The 17,977-nt window shown below is 63.5% G+C and carries 15 protein-coding genes, 1 tRNA gene and 1 pseudogene; 10 read left to right on the plus strand and 7 right to left on the minus strand.

Features of this window, described 5'->3' with window-relative positions; all coding sequences use genetic code 11:
- Entirely contained in the window at nt 1–411 is a 411-nt protein-coding gene (locus CP958_RS10415) for a CoA-binding protein (protein ID WP_242442835.1), read from the minus strand.
- 97 nt (nt 412–508) lie between these two features.
- On the opposite strand from CP958_RS10415, the gene CP958_RS10420 reads away from it, so the two are divergent.
- The 4 genes from CP958_RS10420 (at nt 509) to fliD (ending at nt 6,994) form a co-directional block, all read left to right on the plus strand.
- Nucleotides 509–2,677 carry an alpha/beta fold hydrolase gene (locus CP958_RS10420; RefSeq protein ID WP_096701900.1) on the plus strand — a complete coding sequence of 723 codons (2,169 nt, stop codon included), beginning with the start codon at nt 509–511 and terminating at the stop codon, nt 2,675–2,677.
- A gap of 94 nt (nt 2,678–2,771) precedes the next feature.
- Nucleotides 2,772–3,959 (plus strand): hypothetical protein, encoded by a 1,188-nt coding sequence (locus CP958_RS10425; protein ID WP_242442836.1) that lies wholly within the window; start codon nt 2,772–2,774, stop codon nt 3,957–3,959.
- Nucleotides 3,959–5,518, plus strand: coding sequence for a hypothetical protein (locus tag CP958_RS10430; RefSeq protein WP_096701902.1), 1,560 nt, complete (start codon nt 3,959–3,961; stop codon nt 5,516–5,518). The genes CP958_RS10425 and CP958_RS10430 overlap by 1 nt, the downstream gene beginning before the upstream one ends.
- 144 nt (nt 5,519–5,662) lie before the next feature.
- Entirely contained in the window at nt 5,663–6,994 is a 1,332-nt protein-coding gene (gene fliD, locus CP958_RS10435) for a flagellar filament capping protein FliD (protein ID WP_242442837.1), read from the plus strand.
- 63 nt (nt 6,995–7,057) lie between these two features.
- Here fliD and CP958_RS26325 read toward each other — a convergent pair whose 3' ends face one another.
- Nucleotides 7,058–7,336, minus strand: a complete 279-nt coding sequence (locus tag CP958_RS26325) for a hypothetical protein (protein ID WP_096701903.1) — start codon at nt 7,334–7,336, stop codon at nt 7,058–7,060.
- A gap of 178 nt (nt 7,337–7,514) precedes the next feature.
- On the opposite strand from CP958_RS26325, the gene thiE reads away from it, so the two are divergent.
- The 3 genes from thiE to CP958_RS10455 all read left to right on the plus strand — a co-directional run bounded on the left by thiE (nt 7,515) and on the right by CP958_RS10455 (nt 9,138).
- The gene (thiE, locus tag CP958_RS10445; RefSeq protein WP_096701904.1) at nt 7,515–8,171 is read left to right on the plus strand and encodes a thiamine phosphate synthase; all 657 of its coding nucleotides are present in this window, start codon (nt 7,515–7,517) and stop codon (nt 8,169–8,171) included.
- A 1-nt stretch (nt 8,172) separates the two neighbouring features.
- Nucleotides 8,173–8,754 carry a TIGR00730 family Rossman fold protein gene (locus CP958_RS10450; protein ID WP_096701905.1) on the plus strand — a complete coding sequence of 194 codons (582 nt, stop codon included), beginning with the start codon at nt 8,173–8,175 and terminating at the stop codon, nt 8,752–8,754.
- A gap of 309 nt (nt 8,755–9,063) precedes the next feature.
- Nucleotides 9,064–9,138, plus strand: a tRNA-Val gene (locus CP958_RS10455).
- Nucleotides 9,139–9,331: 193 nt separating this feature from the next.
- Here CP958_RS10455 and CP958_RS10460 read toward each other — a convergent pair.
- The 5 genes from CP958_RS10460 to CP958_RS10480 form a co-directional block, all read right to left on the minus strand.
- On the minus strand, nt 9,332–10,849 hold the full coding sequence (locus CP958_RS10460; protein WP_096701906.1) for a tetratricopeptide repeat protein: 1,518 nt from the start codon (nt 10,847–10,849) through the stop codon (nt 9,332–9,334).
- Nucleotides 10,850–10,990: 141 nt separating this feature from the next.
- Entirely contained in the window at nt 10,991–11,599 is a 609-nt protein-coding gene (locus CP958_RS10465; RefSeq protein ID WP_096701907.1) for a class I SAM-dependent methyltransferase, read from the minus strand.
- A 104-nt stretch (nt 11,600–11,703) separates the two neighbouring features.
- Nucleotides 11,704–13,695: a tetratricopeptide repeat protein gene (locus tag CP958_RS10470; RefSeq protein WP_096701908.1), complete on the minus strand. Its 1,992-nt coding sequence runs from the start codon at nt 13,693–13,695 to the stop codon at nt 11,704–11,706.
- A 13-nt stretch (nt 13,696–13,708) separates the two neighbouring features.
- Nucleotides 13,709–14,878: a glycosyltransferase family 4 protein gene (locus CP958_RS10475; protein WP_096701909.1), complete on the minus strand. Its 1,170-nt coding sequence runs from the start codon at nt 14,876–14,878 to the stop codon at nt 13,709–13,711.
- 4 nt (nt 14,879–14,882) lie between these two features.
- Nucleotides 14,883–16,601: a tetratricopeptide repeat-containing glycosyltransferase family protein gene (locus CP958_RS10480; protein ID WP_170958919.1), complete on the minus strand. Its 1,719-nt coding sequence runs from the start codon at nt 16,599–16,601 to the stop codon at nt 14,883–14,885.
- A 351-nt stretch (nt 16,602–16,952) separates the two neighbouring features.
- On the opposite strand from CP958_RS10480, the pseudogene CP958_RS10485 reads away from it, so the two are divergent.
- The 3 genes and pseudogenes from CP958_RS10485 to CP958_RS10495 form a co-directional block, all read left to right on the plus strand.
- A pseudogene (locus tag CP958_RS10485) lies at nt 16,953–17,054 on the plus strand (DNA starvation/stationary phase protection protein); the annotation flags it as partial.
- Nucleotides 17,055–17,169: 115 nt separating this feature from the next.
- Nucleotides 17,170–17,622 carry a hypothetical protein gene (locus CP958_RS10490; RefSeq protein ID WP_141400484.1) on the plus strand — a complete coding sequence of 151 codons (453 nt, stop codon included), beginning with the start codon at nt 17,170–17,172 and terminating at the stop codon, nt 17,620–17,622.
- A 33-nt stretch (nt 17,623–17,655) separates the two neighbouring features.
- The gene (locus tag CP958_RS10495; RefSeq protein ID WP_096701912.1) at nt 17,656–17,958 is read left to right on the plus strand and encodes an HMA2 domain-containing protein; all 303 of its coding nucleotides are present in this window, start codon (nt 17,656–17,658) and stop codon (nt 17,956–17,958) included.
- The last annotated feature ends 19 nt before the right edge of the window (nt 17,959–17,977 follow it).

Consider the following 17,977-nt stretch of genomic DNA (forward strand, 5'->3'; position numbering starts at 1 on the left):
CTACCGCCGCCGGCCCAGTTCCATCTTGGAGCAGCGATCCATCACCACCGACAGCCCCGCCGCCTCGGCCCGCCGGGCGGCCTCCTCATTGATGACGCCCTGCTGCATCCACACCACCTTGGCGCCGATGGCGATGGCTTCGTCGGTGACGGCACCGGCCGCCTCGGACGTCCGGAAGATATCCACCATGTCCACCGGAAAGGGGATGGAGGCCAGGTCCTTGTAGACCGTCTCGCCCAGAATTTCCTGCCCCTCCAGCCCCGGATTGACCGGCACGATGCGATAGCCGTGCCCCTGCAGATAGGCGGCGACGTAATGGCTGGGACGCGAGGGATTGTTGCTGAATCCCACGACGGCGATGGTCCGCATGGTCTCGAAGATATGGTCGATCAGGCTGTCGCTGGCGCGCACGTGGCTTCTCCCGCTGGGGTCTGGCTGCAAACTATAGCGGCCTTGCCGCCTTTCGCCAGCCTTCCTAAAGTGACTCGACCGTCGGGAGGAATCGCGGATGAACATCGAGGTACAGGGCAGGCAGGTCTTCGCCGCCACCTTCGGCAAGGACGGCGACCCGGCCCTGGTGCTGGTGCACGGCGCCGGCGGCAGTCATCGGACATGGAGCGGCCTGGGCGAAGGCATGGCGGCGCACGGCTTTTGCGTGCTGGTCCCCGACCTGCCCGGCCACGGAACCTCCGAGGGGCCGGCCCTGGACAGCATCGGCGCCCTGGCCGACTGGCTGGCTGATTTCCTGAATGCCGCCGGTGTGAAGCGGGCCGCCCTGGCCGGTCATTCCATGGGCGCCCTGGCGGCGCTGGATTGCGCCGCCCGCCATCCCGCCAGGGTGGATGCCCTGGTCCTGCTGGGCGCCGCCTCGGCCATGCCGGTCAATCAGGCACTGCTGGACATGGCCTTGGCCGACCCCGCCGCCGCCGCCGCCGCCGCCCTGATCGCCAAGTGGGGGTTCGCCAAGGAGCCACCGCCCTCCCCCGCCCTGCTCGCCGAAACCATCGACAACCTGTCGGCCTCGGCCCCCGGAATCCTGCATACCGATCTGTCCGCCTGCAACGCCTATGGCGGCGGCGAGGCGGCGGCCGACCGGACCGCCTGCCCGGCGGCGGTGATCGTCGGCGGCCAGGACCGCATGTCGCCGCCCGAAACCGGCCGCGCCCTGGCCGGGCGCCTGAAGCGGGGTCGGGCCATCGTGCTGGAGCGCGCCGGTCACATGATGATGGCCGAGCACCCCGAAGCCACCCTGACAGCCCTGGTTGACGCCCTCGATCCCAGCCTGGATACCGGCGACTGGGAGGCCCTGCGCGCCCAGGCCCATCGTATGCTGGACGAGAGCCTGGACTTCATCCGTGCCGTGCGCGGCCGCCCGGTGTGGCGCCCCATGCCCGCCGACGTGCGGGCGGCCTTCGACGCCGCTCCCCCCCGGACAGGACAGGCACTGGCCGCCATCGATGCCGAGTTCCGCAAGCTCGTCGAACCGTTCGGCCCCGGCAACCTCCATCCCGGCTTCATGGGCTGGGTCCATGGCGGCGGCACGGTGGAGGGCATGCTGGCCGAGATGCTGGCCGGCGGGCTCAATGCCAATCTGGGCGGCCGCGACCACGCTCCCATGGAGGTGGAGCGCCAGATCCTGCGCTGGATGCGCGATCTGTTCCATTACCCCAAGGAAGCCAGCGGCCTGTTCGTCACCGGCACCTCCATGGCCAATTTCCTGGCGGTGCTGGTGGCCCGCACCCGGGCCCTGGGCGGCGAGACCCGCCGCACCGGGCTGAGTGGCGGCGAAGGGCTGGTCGCCTATGCCTCGCGGGCCGCCCACGGCTGCATTCCCCAGGCCTTCGAGATGAGCGGGCTGGGTTCGGACGCGCTTCGCCTGCTGCCCACCGATTCCTGCCACCGGATCGACCTGGAGGCGCTGAAGGAGGCCATCCGCGCCGACCGTGCCGCCGGCCGACACCCCTTCATGCTGATCGGCAGCGCCGGCACCGTTGATGTCGGCGCCATCGACGACCTGGATGCCCTGGCCGACCTCGCCGAGGCCGAAGGGCTGTGGTTCCATGTGGACGGCGCTTTCGGGGCATTGGGCATGATGTCAACCGAGTTGTCGCCCAAATTGTCCGGTATCGAGCGCTCGAATTCCCTCGCCTTCGACTTCCACAAATGGGGCCAAGTGCCTTATGACGCAGGATATTTTCTGGTCCGGGACGGCGAGACCCATCGGGCCGCCTTCGCCTCTCCCGCCGCCTATCTGCGGCGAGAAGCCCGAGGGCTGGCCGCCGGTTCGCTCTGGCCCTGCGATTACGGCCCCGATTTATCGCGGGGTTTCCGCGCCCTGAAAACCTGGATGACGCTGAAGGCCCACGGCATGGACGCCCTGGGCGCCGCCATGGCCCGCTGCTGCCGGGTGGCCCGCCATCTGGCCGCCCGCGTCGAGGCGGAACCGTCCCTGGAACTGCTGGTGCCGGTGGCGCTCAATATCGTCTGCTTCCACCACCCCGGCGCGGATTCCGCATCCATCGTCGCCGACCTGCACGAGGCGGGAATCGCCGCGCCGTCCACCACAATGATCGGCGGCACGCTGGCGATCCGTGCCGCCATCGTCAACCACCGCACCAGGGAAGTTGACGTCGACCGCATGGTTGACGCGGTGCTGAGCGTGTTAGCGAAGCAATGATTAACCATTTCGGGCTAGTCTGAGACTTCCCATAGCTCAAGGAAACGCCGTGACATCAGGACAGGACAGGCCTTGGCCCCCCGAATCCATGGGGATGGCCCGGCTGACGACCATGGCCTTCCATGGCGAAAACATGGTGCCCCACGCCATTGAACTGCTGAAGCGGGTCGAGGCCGATGGAAGTGATTCCGCCGCCCTGCTCGACCTGTCGACCATTCATTTCCTGTTGGGTCACGAAGAGGCCGGAATGGCCTACCAGGAGCGCGCCCTGGCCCAGGATCAGGTCTACCGTGACCGCTCCGGCACGGCGGGCGAGGGCGGGGTGAGGCTGCTGGCCTTCGCCGCTCCGGGCAATCTGATGTCCAACGTGCCCATCCAGTTCCTGATCGAAGGCTCCGACGTCCACCTGGACGTGCTCTACATCGTGCCGGGCATGGACCTGCCCGAACGGGTGCCGGGCCACGACATGGCCATGGTCATCGCCGGGGAATCCGAGCCCAACCGCGATATTCTCGAGCGGATCGCCGCCTTCGCCGATCTGTGGCCGTGCCCGCCGGTCCTCAACGACCCACGCAAGGTGCTGCAATTATCCCGCGACGGCGTCAGCGCCCTGCTGGCCGGGGCGAAGGGAGTGTGCATCCCGGCCACCACCCGCGTCGACCCCGAGACGCTGGCCCGCCTGGGACGGGGCGAGGTGGTGCTGACCGACCTGCTCGCCGGCGGCAGTTTCCCCATCATCGTCCGACCGCTGGATTCCCATGCCGGCAAGGGGCTGGCCAAATTGGACGATCCCTCGACCATCGCCCTCTATCTGGCCGCCCAGCCGGCCGAGGGCTATTACCTGTCCAGCTTCGTGGATTATCGCGGCGACGGCGGCATGTTCCGCAAGTACCGCATCGCCATGATCGATGGAAAGCCCTTCGTCTGCCACATGGCGGTATCCAGCCACTGGATGATCCACTACCTCAACGCCGACATGCGGGAAAGCGCCGAGAAGCGCGCCGAAGAGGCTCATGCCTTCGCCACCTTCGACCAGGACTTCGCCGCCCGCCACGCCGGCGCCTTCGCCGCCATGACCGAGCGTATCGGCCTCGACTATTTCGCCATGGATTGCGCCGAGACTCCGGACGGACAATTGCTGGTGTTCGAGGCCGACACCGCCATGATCGTCCACGCCATGGACCCGCCCGACATCTTCCCCTACAAGGCGCCGCAGATGCACCGCATCTTCCATGCCTTCCAGGACATGCTGCGGCGGATCAAGCAGGCCAAAGCCGCCTGATGGATCTGGCGCAGCCCACCGAGATTCTGCTGGCCACCGGCGGCGACGAGCGCCTGCTCGTCGACCCGGACAGCGGCCTCAACCGCTATGGCTGTTCTCCCCGCCCCCGTCCCTGGGCCATCACCTTCGCCTCTACCACCGCCACCTCGGTGTCGGACGGCGCCTTCGCCCATGTGGAGGCATTGCGCCGCCGCCTGGCCGAGGCCGAACGGGCCGGCAGGCTGGACGACGAATACGCCGCCGCCATGGAAGAGGTAAGGGGAGAGATTCCCCACCAATGCGGCATGGTGGCGGGGACCGAGGCCATCCTGACGCCATCGGGCACCGATGCCGAGTTCTATGCCCTGCATCTGGCCCTGGCCGCCGACCGGCGGCCGCTGACCGGCATCGTCATCGCGCCCAGGGAAACCGCCAGCAACGTCCTGCCGGCCGCCTCGGGCCGCCATTACAACGCCACCACCGCCATGGGCCACCATGTCACGGTGGACCAGCCGGTGGATGCCGCCACCGCCGCCCGGGTGGAACTGGCCGTCCTCGAACTCCGCGACCGGGCGGGCAATCCCCTGCCGGCGCGAGATATCGACCGGGCGGCCGAAGCCCTGGTGGAGCGCGAGGTGGCAAGGGGCCGCCGGGTACTGCTCCATCTGCTCGACACCTCCAAGACCGGACTGGTGGCGCCCGGCGTCGAATTCACCTTCGCCCTGGCCCGGCGTTTCGCCGGCCATCTGGACGTGGTGGTGGACGCCTCGCAACTGCGCCTGTCCAAGGAAAGCGTTGCCCGCTACCTGGACCATGGCTTCATGGTCATCGTCACCGGCTCGAAGTTCTTTACCGGTCCGCCCTTCGCCGGTGCGCTGCTGGTGCCGCCGTCCATCGGCGGACGGGTCCAGTTGGGCCTCGCCGCCCTGCCCGAGGGTTACAACGCCTATACCGAACGCCATTGCTGGCCCGAGTCCTGGGAAAACTGGTGCCGGCCCATGGGCGGCCGGCCCAATATCGGCCTGCTGATGCGCTGGTGGGCGGCGCTGTGGGAGATGGCCGCCTTCCACGCCGTGCCCCCGGCCGAGGCCCGGCGCATCCTGGAGCGCTTTCTGTCGGCCATCGGCGCCGCCATCCAGGCCTCGCCCCGCCTGAGCCTGCTCCCCTGCCCGCTCCCCGAGCGCGGCGTTCCCGGATCGTGGGACGGACTGGCCACCATCCTGACCTTCGCCGCCGCCCCGCCCAAGGCCAGGACACCGCTGGGCATGGACGACCTGCGGCGCCTCCACGTCTGGCTCAACCGCGACGTCTCCCCGCTGCTGCCCCCCAAGGCCCGCGAGCGCGACCGCCGCCTCGCCGCCCTGGCCTGCCACATCGGCCAGCCGGTGATGGTGGGCGAGTCGTTGAGCGGCCTGCGGCTGGCGGCCGGTGCCCGGCTGGTCTCCGGCGCCCGTCGGGCCATGCTGGCCGGGCGTTCGGTGGACGCCTTCCTCGACCTGGAAATCGCCGAGGCCAAGCTGGTGCTGGCCAAGCTGGATATGCTGTTGAGGCATTGGCGGCACCTGACGGCACCGGCCTGACCGGCAGAGTTTGCCGGGTACGGCCATAGCCTCGACAACAAAACAGTGCAATATCAATAAGATGCAAAATGGCATAGCCATTGCTTGGTGTTTGGCGAGGATTCCCTCTTCAGCGGGCGCCGCAGCGCCCCGGAGCATCGAGCCATGAGCACCAACGCTGTTTCCGCCCTGCCGACCGCCCTCGCCGGCCTGTTGAAGCAGTACGCCGCACCCAGCCCGAAGGCCGACGGCACCACCACCGGCACCGCCAGCGCGGCGGCCAGCCCACTCAGCCTGGGCCGCGACGATGCCTATTCCCTGTCCCTGGGCTCGGCGCAAAGCGGATCGGCCATGCTCGGCTATACCCGGCTCGCCACCCTGGGCGCCCAGGTGGACAGCGGTCTGCAGGCGGCGACGACCCAGGCGGCCACTCCCGGCAGCGCCGGATCGGTGGACGTGCAGGTCAACCAGCTCGCCCAGGCCCAAAGCGTGGTGACCTCCCTGTTCGGCGATCCGGATTCGGTATCGCTGGGCACCGGCACCCTCAGCGTGCAGATGGGGGCGGTGGATGCCGAGACCGGCGCCTTCACCCCGGCCGGCGACCCGGCCGAGATCACCATCGCCGGCGGTTCGCTCAACGACATCGCCAAGTCCATCAACGACGCCGGCGTGGGACTGACCGCCAAGGTGGTCGAGTCGGGCGGCGGCTTCGAGCTGGAGATCAGCGGCAAGGACACCGGCAGCGGCAAGGCCTTCTCCCTGTCCGGTCTCGGTGAACTGGCTTTCGATCCGTCCCAGCCCGACACCTCGCCGCTGACCCAGACCAGCGAGGCCGCCGACGCCCTTTACAGCGTGGACGGCTCCGATTTCACCTGGCCCTCCAACACCGACGTGCCGGTGGCCTTCGGCACGACCACCGGCTTCACGGCAACCGGCCCGCAGAGCGTGCCGCGCTCCACCGTGACCGACACCGTCCAGAAGATGATGAAGTCGTTCAACAGCCTGCAGGGCGCCATCGTCAAAATGACCGGCGACAAGGGCGAACTGGCGGCCAACGCCAATCTGGCCGCCGGCATGTTCAAGCGCATCGGCGACGCCGCCATGGCCAAGTATCCCACCAGCGGCGATCTCTCGACCCTGGCCGATATCGGCATCGATGTTCAGAAGGACGGTACGCTCAGCATTGACCAGTCGGTGCTGGCCCAGGCCTTGTCCAAGGACCCGGCCTCGGTGCAGTCGCTGGTCGCCCAGGCGGCCAAGGGCATGGATGACGCCATCCGCCCCTATCTGGGCACCAAGGGCGCCATTTCCTCGCAGGTGACGGTGCTGGGATCGCTGCTGGGCCGGGGCGGCAGCCTGCTCGACTATCTGGGCGGCGGAACCGGTTCCTCCGGCGGCTCGGACAGTCTGCTGAACTACCTGAACCCCAGCAGCGCGTCCTCGTCCTCGAGCGGATTGGCCGGCACGTCCAACAGTCTGCTCTCCGCCCTGTCCTGACGGCGGAAACGCCAACGGCCTCCTTCCCGGTACGGGAAGGGGGCCGTCGTCATGAGGGGGCCGTTACTTGGCGGCCGGGCTCGCCGGGGTGGCGGGGGTCACGGCGTGCTCGGCCTTCTTGCCGTGATCCTTGGCGTCCTTCTTGGCGTGGGCGGCGTCGCTCTTGCCCTTTTCCACCTTGGCGGCAGCCGCCCCGGTCGCCTGGGTGGTGGCACCGGTCGCGGCGGGAGCGGTAACGGTGGCGGGCGCGGTGGTGGCGGAGGGGCTGCCCTGGGCCAGAGCAGCCACGGGGAGCAGCGAGGCGGCAACCAGGGCGGTGGCGAGGAAATGGGTGGCGCGCATGGAAGGCTTCCTTTTCTTTATCTCGTTCCGAAGGCCGTCATGGCGCGTTCGGTAGGGATAATGTCGGCCCATCCCGTGGCGGAATAATGGAGCAATTGTGATTCTTTCAGGGCAGATCAGGGCAGTTGCGCCATAATCGCCGCGATGCCATGGTGCAATCTCACGGACGAACCCTCTTTTGCCAGCGAGGCCCGCCATTTCCGCCGATTCCTGCCGTCTCTACCTGATCACCCCGCCGGTCATCGAAAAGCCCTTCGAATGGGTCAAGACCCTGGAAGCCGCCCTGGATGCCGGCGACGTCGCCTGCCTGCAGATCCGCCTCAAGGGCCTGGACGACGACGCCCTGGCCCGCGCGGTGGACGTGCTGCGCCCGCCCGCCCAGCGGCGCGGCGTGGCGGTGCTGCTCAACGACCGGCCCGATCTGGCCTTCGAGACCGGCTGCGACGGCGTGCACGTGGGACAGACCGACGCCTCCTACAAGGCGGCCCGCCAGGCGGTGGGACCCGAGGGCATCGTCGGGGTCACCTGCCACGATTCCCGCCACCTCGCCATGGAAGCCGGCGAGGCCGGGGCCGATTACGTGGCGTTCGGCGCCTTCTTCCCCACCGAAACCAAGGACGCCCCCACCCGCGCCGACCTGGAAATCCTGGAATGGTGGCACGGCCTGTTCACTGTTCCCTGCGTCGCCATCGGCGGTATCACGGTCGACAACTGCCGCCCCCTGGTGGCGGCGGGCACTGATTTCCTGGCGGTGTCGGCCGGCGTGTGGAGCCATCCCGAGGGCCCCGAGGCGGCGGTGCGGGAATTCAGCCGCATCCTGGCGGCGGGAGGCTGAGGTGAAGCGGGTCTGCGTCTTCTGCGGTTCCAATTCCGGCGCCAACCCGGCCTATGCCCAGGCGGCGACCCAGCTCGGCCGCCTGCTGGCCGAGCGCGGCCTGACCCTGGTCTATGGCGGCGGCAACGTGGGCCTGATGGGCGTGGTGGCCGACGCCGCCCTGGAAGCCGGCGGACAGGTGATCGGCGTGATTCCCGAATCCATGCTGAAGTGGGAGGTGGGCCACCCTAACCTCACCGAACTCAGGGTGGTGACCAGCATGCACGAGCGCAAGGCGACCATGGCCGAACTGGCCGACGCCTTCATCGCCCTGCCCGGCGGTGTCGGCACGCTGGAGGAATTGTTCGAGGTGTGGACCTGGGGCCAGTTGGGCCTGCACACCAAGCCGCTGGCCTTCCTCGACGTGGCGGGCTATTTCGAGCGGCTGCACGCCTTTCTCGACCACATGGCCGGCGAAGGCTTCGTCAAGGCCCGCCACCGCGAAATGGCGGCGGTGCACCATGACCCCGCCACCCTGCTGGCCATGCTGGAGAGCTACCAGCCGCCGGAGACCATTCGCGTCATCGACCGCGAGACCGCGTGATAGCGGCCAAACTTGCGGAGGCAACCGACGCGCCGGTACGAAAGCCCGCTTGACAGGTCCGGCCGGGCGCCATATAAAGCGGCCCTCCTCGGGGGCGCATCCAAGGCCTCCGCCGCGATGGAAATGGGCGGTTGGCTCAGCGGGAGGGCACTTCCTTCACACGGGAAAGCCATCCGTCCCAAGTGCCTTGATGTGGTTAGGTTTTTGTTTTGTGTTTCTACACGGTTCCCGCACGTTTCGGACTTGCGTCCGATGGCCGGATCAGATAGAAACCACCGCTCCGCCGGATGAACTTCCGGCTGAAGAGATGGGCGATTAGCTCAGCGGGAGAGCACTCCCTTCACACGGGAGGGGTCGCAAGTTCAATCCTTGCATCGCCCACCATTTCTTCTAAATAAAGTTCAACCCTCACCACAAATACAGACAAACAAAGACCAACCGCACCAGCGGATTTTCTTTGCCTGTTGTGCAGGGATGCGGTGTAACGCCCGACGCTCAATCGACACAAACCCACTTCTATCGCAACAGCATAAACAGACATTCAATATCGGTATTCATTCCCAGCATCAGACAGACTCTAGCTTCCCGTCTTTTCCGCCACAAAACGGCCGATCTGATCGCGAACATCGGAGAATACCCCCTCCCAGTTCCCCATGGCGGATTGTCGGAAAAGCCGGGCGCCCGGATACCAGAGCGTCTCTCTGCTCCCCAGTTGCCACCGCCAATCGGGGATATGTTTGAGCAAAATCCAGGTGGGGCACCCAACCGCGCCGGCCAGATGGGCAATAGCCGTATCTGTGGTAATGACGAGATCGAGGTTGGCCATGATCGCGGCGGTATCGATGAATGCATCGGCACCGACGTCGAAATCTTCCTCGATTTTCTCGATAAACCCGCAGGCATCGTTGGAGCACAACTGTTCGGCCCCGGCAAATTTCTGCAGGCTGATAAACCTCACGCCGGAAACATCTCTCAGAGCCGAAAACATCGCGAGAGGCACCGACCGGCCACGGTCAATTTCGGTACCGGGCCGCCCCTGCCAGGATATACCGACACGCAATCCCGGCTTCCGGCAAAGTACTTGCTTCCACTTTTCGATCAATTGAGGCTCTGGAAATATATAGCGCCCCTCCCGAGGGATGTCGTCGAACGATGAACACACAATCCCAGGAATACTCAACAGGGGGACGCAATAGTCACAGGCTGGTTGCGGAGCCGTAATGGGAATGACATTGGGCCAGACGCTGCTTATCAAGCGCAGAATTCTCTCTTGAACGGAGAAAATAACATTACAGCCCTGGAAGCGTTCTCCCCGTAGGAATCGGGAGAATTGAATCGTATCTCCAAGCCCCTGTTCGGCAAAGACAAGCAGGGATTTTCCCAACAGGCTCTCGCCCGCCCACCGCCTTGCGGCAAATATCTTCCCCCACTCGTACTCCTTGAGTCTCCACCTCCACTCATAATTTCGCCACCCGTCGGGGAAGATTCCGTTGAGCAACTGCAGTTGGCCCACCCGGAAATAGGAATCGGCAAAATCCGGCTTGATCTCGATGGCCTTGATAAAGGCGTTAAAAGCCTCCTGAAACCGCCCAAGCTCCACCAGTGCATTGCCCAAGTTGTAAAAGGCGTTGTGGTTCCCGGGGTCCAGCTCGCATCCGACCTGGGCGGCCTGCACCGCCCCCCAAATATCGCCGGTGTCGAAAAGCATGGCCGACAGGTTGACCTGCGACACGGAAGAAGGGGAAAGAGCGATCTTCCGGCGAAGTACCTCGATAGACTCGCCGACATGGCCGGACACCCTGAGTGCCGTGGCAAGATTGGTCAGTGCATCGACGTTGTCAGAGTTGGTGGCGACAACGCGTCGCAACAGCGGAACAGACTCGGCATAATATCCAAAATGAATTATTAATGATGACAGGTCATATAATACACTATAATTTTCTGAGAATTCAGTTGCACCGCGGCGACATAATTCAAGTGCATCCTTAATGCGGCCATCCTTAAAATTTACAGCGACCATCTGAAGAAGATTCATATGGTCACCGGCGTTTTTTGACGCACTCTTTAAAGCAATTCGCCTGTTTTTCCTATTCATCTTCCGTCACCAGAATATGGTCAGCCAGCCCGTTATACCAAGCCGCGATGATCTGAACCGAACACCGCAGCCCCCCCCCTCCCCCGGCGCCGAGCTGATGCATAAGGCGTACAAGCAAAGGATCACCCCAGGAGGGGACACTCATGCGGTTGCAGCGAGAAGATACAACAAATAGGTATCGGTTCCAGAGGGTATGCTGAAGTTCACCTTCTCTTTCCAAACAACCATCAATTTGGAGCGGGTGAATAACTCGGTCCACACGGTGTCGCTGAAAACGCTGTAGTGGTTTTTGTTGGTATGATGCTGGGCGGCGGTCTCAGGTGCGGGGACCTCGCAGTACAGATATCCCCCCGGCCTCAACACCCGGCGCCATTCATGTAGGGTGTAGAGGGGAAAAATGCTGTGTTCCAGGACATGTCGGCACCAAAGCACATCAAAACTGGCGTCGGGGAATTCCAGAAAGGACTGGTCCATGGCCTGGACGTCCAACCCGTTGGCCCGGCAAATCTCTACGTCCGGCCCCAAGGTGATGCCAAGGGCGCGTACGCCATGAGCGGCCATTGCCCTAAGGGCGAGGCCCTGGCCGCAGCCGACATCGAGTACCCGTGACTGGGGCCGCAGCACGCCGATCTCCGCCAAGCGATCGACCATACTCTTGGTTATCGACAGATGCGGCTCCGACGGTGGTTCGGGATAGACGTCCGAAGCCAGTTGAGCCAAGAAGTCGTCAAGGCGACGATAGTCCTGCATGCCAATTTCCCCGACCGGTTTCCGCCCAACTGAAATATTACCGTCCGAACGACGCCTGTTGGGCGGGACTCCCTCCAGGCACCCGACGTCGCCACGACCGCGCGTCACCCCTCGTCAAGAAAGGCGGCAGAGTGACCACGCAGGACCAGTTGCTCACGGTACCAGTCCCGATAGGCCTCGAAGCCCATACCATCAAGCATCTCCGGAGTCGCCGTCGCCGCCACCTGGAATACCGGGTCGACGTTGATGAGGTTGGGGCGCGGGCGGCCGCTGGATCGATAATCCCTCCACATCTCATCAAACAGCTCTTCCAGCCGCATTACCGTGTTGTCGGTGTCAAACAGCGTGCAGGTGTTACGATTGGCCTGCACGCGGGCCTTAAGCTCGGCGACCAGTCCCGGATTGTTGCCGATTTCCACGGCCCGGCGAAAATATTCGTCGCCCGAGGCGCATACCATGTCCGGCATGCCGGCCGCCGTCACCAGACTGGCGCAAACACGGGCCGCAAAGGCTTTTCCCGGCAAGGTCAGAACAGGAACCCCCATCCATAGTGCGTCCGAGGTAGTGGTATGGGCACCGTAGGGCACCGTATCGAGAAACAGGTCGGCCAGCGGGTAACGCGCGAGATGCGAGACATTGTCGCGGCGCCCACCGAAAATCAGGCGGCTTGGATCGATGCCGAAATTTTCAGCCGCCATTTGCCGGAGTCGCCCCATGGCGCTTTCAGGAGCGCTCAGAAGCCACAGGACGCTGCCGCTCACCTGGGACAGAATCGCCATCCATCGGGCGAAGACCGCAGCACTGAATTTATGCTGCCCATTGAAGCAGCAAAAAACCATACCTTGTTCGGGCAGCCCTTCCTCGGCACGGGTCGGCACCACGGGGCTGACCAGACGATGACGGTCATTCGGCTGATAGCAGGGCAAACGGGCGACCCGCTCGGAATAGAACCGCTCGAAGCCCTTGGGAATGATGAACTCGTCACCGATAATGTAGTCATGGAACCAGCTGCCCATGGTTCCCGGATAGCCCAGCCAGTTGACCTGGAGCGGCGCCGGGCGAGCGGCGAACAGCGCTGTCCGACTATTCTGGGTGTGACCGTTGAGATCCACCAGTATCTGAATTCCGTCCTGGCGGATCAGATCGTAGGCGACTCGGTCATTCACGTGGGTTATGTCGCGCCAATGCTCGGACGCCGCCTTTATCCGAGCCTGCGTGGCATCGGGGACATTGATGCCGCAATAATAGATAAACACCTCAACCTTGTTCGGATCGTGGCGCTCCAGCAGATCGACCATCAGGTACCCGACGGCATGGTTGCGCATGTCCGAAGAAACGTAGCCGATCTTCAACCGCGCCCCGTCTTCACGAGCCAAGGTTTCAGGGGGAGGGCCAAGGACTGGCGAGGCTCCGAACAGAGTGGATGTGTAGGTCTGGGCGACCGCCAATTGCAGGAGCGGGTCGTCACCATGACCGCACGCCGCCAGCGGGGCCATATTGGCCATGACGCGCGAGACCGGAAGGCCGGGCAATTCGACGACTGACGGCCATTTACACTGGCGCTGACGCAGGTGTACCCAGTGCTGGATGATCTCGTGCTGGTTGGCATCGACGTCCAGGCTTTGCCGCATGACTGTTTCGGCAGCCTCATCGGACTGGGCCTCTTCCAGTACGCGGCCGACCTGCTTCAGAGCGGAAAGCTTATGGCCGATATTATCTCGCGTTATGACCGACAGTTCGCCGGATAGCCGCAGCCAGTGCTCGACAGCCAAATTCTTGGCTCCCGCAGCCTCACAGCTGTTGCCAAGGCTGATGTAGGACGGGTAGAAGCCGGGATTGGCCTCGATCGCCCGCTGAAAGGCGGCCTGGGCACCCTGATGATCGTTGACCTGCATCAGGATAATGCCGAGGTTAAAACAGATAGCGAACAGTAACGGATCACCCGGGCAGGCCTCGATCCAAGTACGATAGAGCTGCGCCGCCAGATGATGCTCGCCCGCGTCAGCCAGTTCGGCTGCGGCGGTCATCGCGTCGGGCACGCTGAGACCACCTTTGGCGGCCTTGCGAAGGTAATCGGCAAACAATTGCGCGATCATCAAATTCTCCGAATTATCGAGCTAACACGTCGCGAAGAACACCAATCTGCTTGTGCCAGCTCCATGCCGCCATAGCTTCCGCAGCCAACCGCCCCCGGTAGAGCGCCTCGGAACGGTCGGTATAGACGCGATCGAGCATCTCAACGATTTCCTCGACATCGCTTTCGCCCCAATCCTGGGTGCCGCAATAGCTCGGAGCGACTTGACCTTGACGGGTCAACGCCAATGGCGCACCGGTTTCGATCAGATCCAGATGCCCGGTATTGGCCGATACGATGGAGGGAATGCCACAGGCCAGGCATTCCATGGCCACCAGATTGGTGCCGCCCTCGCATCGGCTGGGAAACACACCGACATCCATTTCACGTAATGTCGTCGCCATCTGGTGGTTCGGTATGCTGCCCAGGTCGATGATCTGGTCGGCCGATAGGCCGTTATCCACTGCCCATTGAGTGACGTTCACCTTGCCCTGGCCGTCCAGCGGCACGGGGGCGGTCTTCGGATTGCAGTTGAACGTCTGGACCAATTGCGGCCAGGGTGAATGCCAGGCGGTGACAAGAATGGCGTCCGGGCGGCGCTGGGCAAAGGCCTTGAACGCCAGAAGGACTAAGTCCTGCCCCTTGCGATGCTCCAACTTGCCACCGCTGAAGACCGCGAACCGCCCCTCCAGGAAACCTGCCCGGGGCGCCGGATGAAAAATGGCCGGATCGATACCTTGAATCACAGTGGCGACCCTGGAGATACCCCGCTCGCGCAGCAATTTCCCATTCCAGGTGGAGCCGACGATACACAGATCATAAGGGGCCACCTTGTCTGTCGCGTCCGGCAGATCTGTATTCTCGACAAAGGCGACGCCGCATGTCAGACGCCCGACAATCCGCTGTCCCTGGGGTGGCCCCGCCAACTGGTTGCCCAGCCCATGCAACGCGATGCCGTCCACCAGGAAATCCTGATTGGGCCTCGCATCACGCCGCGCCTTGAGACGAACCGAACCGGCCAAGCTTTCTGCCAATGCCCTATAATGAAGCGGCCCGAGCCCCATAATTCCGTCCAAATCCAGCTGGCCGGCGCACGAGGCGGGGCCACCGGCTACCTTCGGCCAGTGCAGCATCAAATTGAGGCCATAAACGCCCCAGCCGAACGAGGGCGAGACACCCCAATCAAAAGCGAGGAAAGAGGTCATGGCTTCACCCTCTCAGGTTCGCCAACGGACCCACGGCCGCACCGGCTCCCGTCCCCGACAACTGCGTGGGCATCCCTTGCCCCACTCCTCTCTGGGCGGCCAGGCTGGCCAGATCCGAAGCGATACGCGCGAACACGCTTCCCCAGTCGCCTATCTGCGGCTGGCGATAAAGGCGCATGGTGGGATACCAATGCGACCGATCGCCACTGAGCAGCCAGCGCCAATCTGGAATCCGCTTGGTCGGCATCCAGACTGGCTTCCCAAATGTCCCGGCGAGATGAGCGATGGCGGTATCGGACGAGATAACGAGATCCAAATTCGCCATTACGCCCAAGGTATCGCGGAACGCCTGGGGACCAGCATCGAAGTCAGGCCCCAAGGTTTCGACCACCATTCCCGCCGGCAGCGTGGCCAATTGCTCCTGGCCGTGGTTGATCTGCAGGCTGATAAGGCGAACGCCTTCAATGTTGGCCAGCGGCTCGAAAGCCGATAGCGGCGGCGAGCGTCCCAGATCCGTCGCGGTTCCAGGACGCCCCTGCCATATGATCCCGACGCGAAGGCCATGTTGCCCCAATCGATTCCGCCAGTGCTCCACCAATTCCGGCTCGGCCTCCAGATATGGCGTGGGGGCCGGTACGTTCGCCAGGTTGGTTCCGAACACCCGGGGCAGGCTGAGCAATGGGGAATGAACGTCGAATGGCGGGAATTTCTCATCCAGGCCAATGACCGTGACGTCCTTCAGGAGGCGGCAAACATACTTGAGGGCCGGCTGGACCGCCAAGATCACCCTTGCCCCCAACCGCTGGAGCAGCGGGATATAGCGGATGAATTGGATCGTATCGCCGAACCCTTGCTCGGCATAGACCATGATGGTGCGGCCAGCAATGGCCTCGCCCAGCCACCGCGGCTGGGAAAATTCCCCATGAGCGTTTTTCAGCCACGAGTATTCGTCAATCTGCCACCGCCATTCATACTCTTCCCATCCCTCCGCCAGTTGGCCAGCCAAAAGATATGTCTGTCCAAGGGCATAATGAGCAAATGCCAGATTGGGACTAATGGCGATGGACCGGCGAAACATTTCCTTGGCCTCTTCCAACCGGCCCAGTTCACGCAATGCGTAGCCCAGAGTGTAATGAGCGTTGGCGTTGTTGGCATTAAGGGCGATTCCCTTACGGCACGCCTCGATCGCCTCGTCGTACCGGTGCAACAGGTTGAGGCTTCCGCCGAGACAGAAGTAACTGTTGGGATTGTCGGGAGCCAGCTTCACGGCCTGCCGTCCGTGGAATTCGCCCTCCGCCGCTCGCATCAACCTTGTCATGATGCAGGAGAGATTGATGTGGGCCATCGCGAAGTTGGGATCGAGCGCAAGGGCCTTCCTGCACGCTTCGGCACCCGATTCGGGCTGCCCCAAATCCAATTGCGCCGCGCCGAGATTTGCCCAGGATTGCGTGTGTTTGGGATGCCTGCGCAGCAGATCCGTATAGATTGGCACAGCATCCGCAAGCCGCCCCTGAAGCTGCAATGCAACGGCAAGGTTATATGTAGCCTCAAAATCATCCGAAGAAGCATGCAATAATCCACGACATATAACCTCAGCCTCTCTATTGAGGTTATTATCAGTTAGAATAGATGTGTATTCTAATAATTTTTGGCGGAGCTGGACGCTATTGCTGACGCTTCCGACCGCCCCCGCGGCACCAGCTCTCCGTTGCTTTCTATTCATGGCCCCACTCATCGGAATGAAAAACATCAACATGCATCACATGGAATGCGAGACTGTTATGCAAGTAACGATAACATTCGTCAGCACATCAGCACAACATCGAGAATTGTCTGGAAATTGATTAGGCTAGACACACTCCACACTGCACTCCATCTGATACGGATTACCTCCGGACACGCCCCAAGCCCATCGCGGGCCGAGCCAAAGTGGCCTGCTGCCGGTTCGGTGGATAGAATGTTTAGCTTATGACGCCTTCATTTCGTACTCCATGGGACGAGATACCCCAGGATGGAATGCCGCCGTCTGGCGGTTATAGAAGCGCTCGATGTAGTCGAAGACATCGGCCTTGGCGTGAACAAGGCCAATGACCAGCCGACCGCCGACCTGCTGACCCGGCGTCTGGAAGTTCACGAAAAGACCGCATGGATGCTGCGCAACCTGCTGGAGGAATGATCAGCGGGAGGGCCTTGACGCCCCTACTCAAGTAGCCTATGAAATACGCGATTACTGAGAATAATTCGCATCATCAATAACGCCTGCGACCCAATCAGACGAGGAGAACACCGGCATGAGCGGAACGGGCATTGTCTCGCATGTGCCGGGACGCCTGAGGGTACGCCATCCCGATTTGCGCCCGCCGGGCCGCAACGCCGAGGTGGCGGCACTGCTGGCCGGCTGGGACGGCGTGACGGCGACCGAGGGCAAGCCGGCCTGCGGCAGCATCGTGCTGCGCTACGACCCCGCCCGGATCTCACCCGCCGAGATCGAAGCGACGGTCGCCGCCCTGTTCGCCGTCGGCCAAGCCGTTGAGGAAGCCCACCTTCCGCCCTCCCCCTTTCCCGAAGGGGGGCTGTCCCTGTGGAGCCTCAATCGCCCGGCCAAGATCGGTATGCTGACCGCCCTGGGGGGAACGCTGGTTGCCCTGTCGGTGGGCAAGAAGCTGCATGCGGTGTTCGGCGCCCTGCATGTCGCCTTCCTGCTGGTTCACCTCGCCAACCACCGCAAGAAGATATTACAGTAACATTACGCCTTGTCGGCGAGTGGGGACCTTGCATTGAACACCATCGAAGACCTTTGGCGTTTCGCCCGAAAGACGCGGATTGCCCATCATATTCCCGGCAGGGTCCGTCTCAAGCTGGAGGGCAAGGCCGGCGACGCCGTGGCCGAGGTGCGGCGCTTCATCGATGCCGCCTCCGAGGTTTCGGGAATCCGCTCGGTCAACGTCAACCTCTTGGCCCGTTCCTGCGTGGTGGAGTACGACACCACCCTCATCGCCCCCTCCGCCTGGCAGGATATCGTCGACGGAACGCGATCCCCCCATGCGGAACGGTTGCTGCGGTCCCTGGCCCGCACCTGATCCTCCAATTGAAAGGCAA

This window comes from Magnetospirillum sp. 15-1 (genome assembly GCF_900184795.1).
GTDB lineage: Bacteria > Pseudomonadota > Alphaproteobacteria > Rhodospirillales > Magnetospirillaceae > Phaeospirillum.

Bases quoted from the DNA above. Each gene is read 5' to 3' on its own strand.
- CP958_RS10420 (WP_096701900.1), top strand. From the start codon at position 509: ATGAACATCGAGGTACAGGGCAGGCAGGTCTTCGCCGCCACCTTCGGC.
- CP958_RS10425 (WP_242442836.1), top strand. From the start codon at position 2,772: ATGGCCCGGCTGACGACCATGGCCTTCCATGGCGAAAACATGGTGCCC.
- CP958_RS10430 (WP_096701902.1), top strand. From the start codon at position 3,959: ATGGATCTGGCGCAGCCCACCGAGATTCTGCTGGCCACCGGCGGCGAC.
- fliD (WP_242442837.1), top strand. From the start codon at position 5,663: ATGAGCACCAACGCTGTTTCCGCCCTGCCGACCGCCCTCGCCGGCCTG.
- CP958_RS26325 (WP_096701903.1), bottom strand. From the start codon at position 7,336: ATGCGCGCCACCCATTTCCTCGCCACCGCCCTGGTTGCCGCCTCGCTG.
- CP958_RS10460 (WP_096701906.1), bottom strand. From the start codon at position 10,849: ATGAATAGGAAAAACAGGCGAATTGCTTTAAAGAGTGCGTCAAAAAAC.
- CP958_RS10465 (WP_096701907.1), bottom strand. From the start codon at position 11,599: ATGCAGGACTATCGTCGCCTTGACGACTTCTTGGCTCAACTGGCTTCG.
- CP958_RS10470 (WP_096701908.1), bottom strand. From the start codon at position 13,695: ATGATCGCGCAATTGTTTGCCGATTACCTTCGCAAGGCCGCCAAAGGT.
- CP958_RS10475 (WP_096701909.1), bottom strand. From the start codon at position 14,878: ATGACCTCTTTCCTCGCTTTTGATTGGGGTGTCTCGCCCTCGTTCGGC.
- CP958_RS10480 (WP_170958919.1), bottom strand. From the start codon at position 16,601: ATGAATAGAAAGCAACGGAGAGCTGGTGCCGCGGGGGCGGTCGGAAGC.
- CP958_RS10490 (WP_141400484.1), top strand. From the start codon at position 17,170: ATGAGCGGAACGGGCATTGTCTCGCATGTGCCGGGACGCCTGAGGGTA.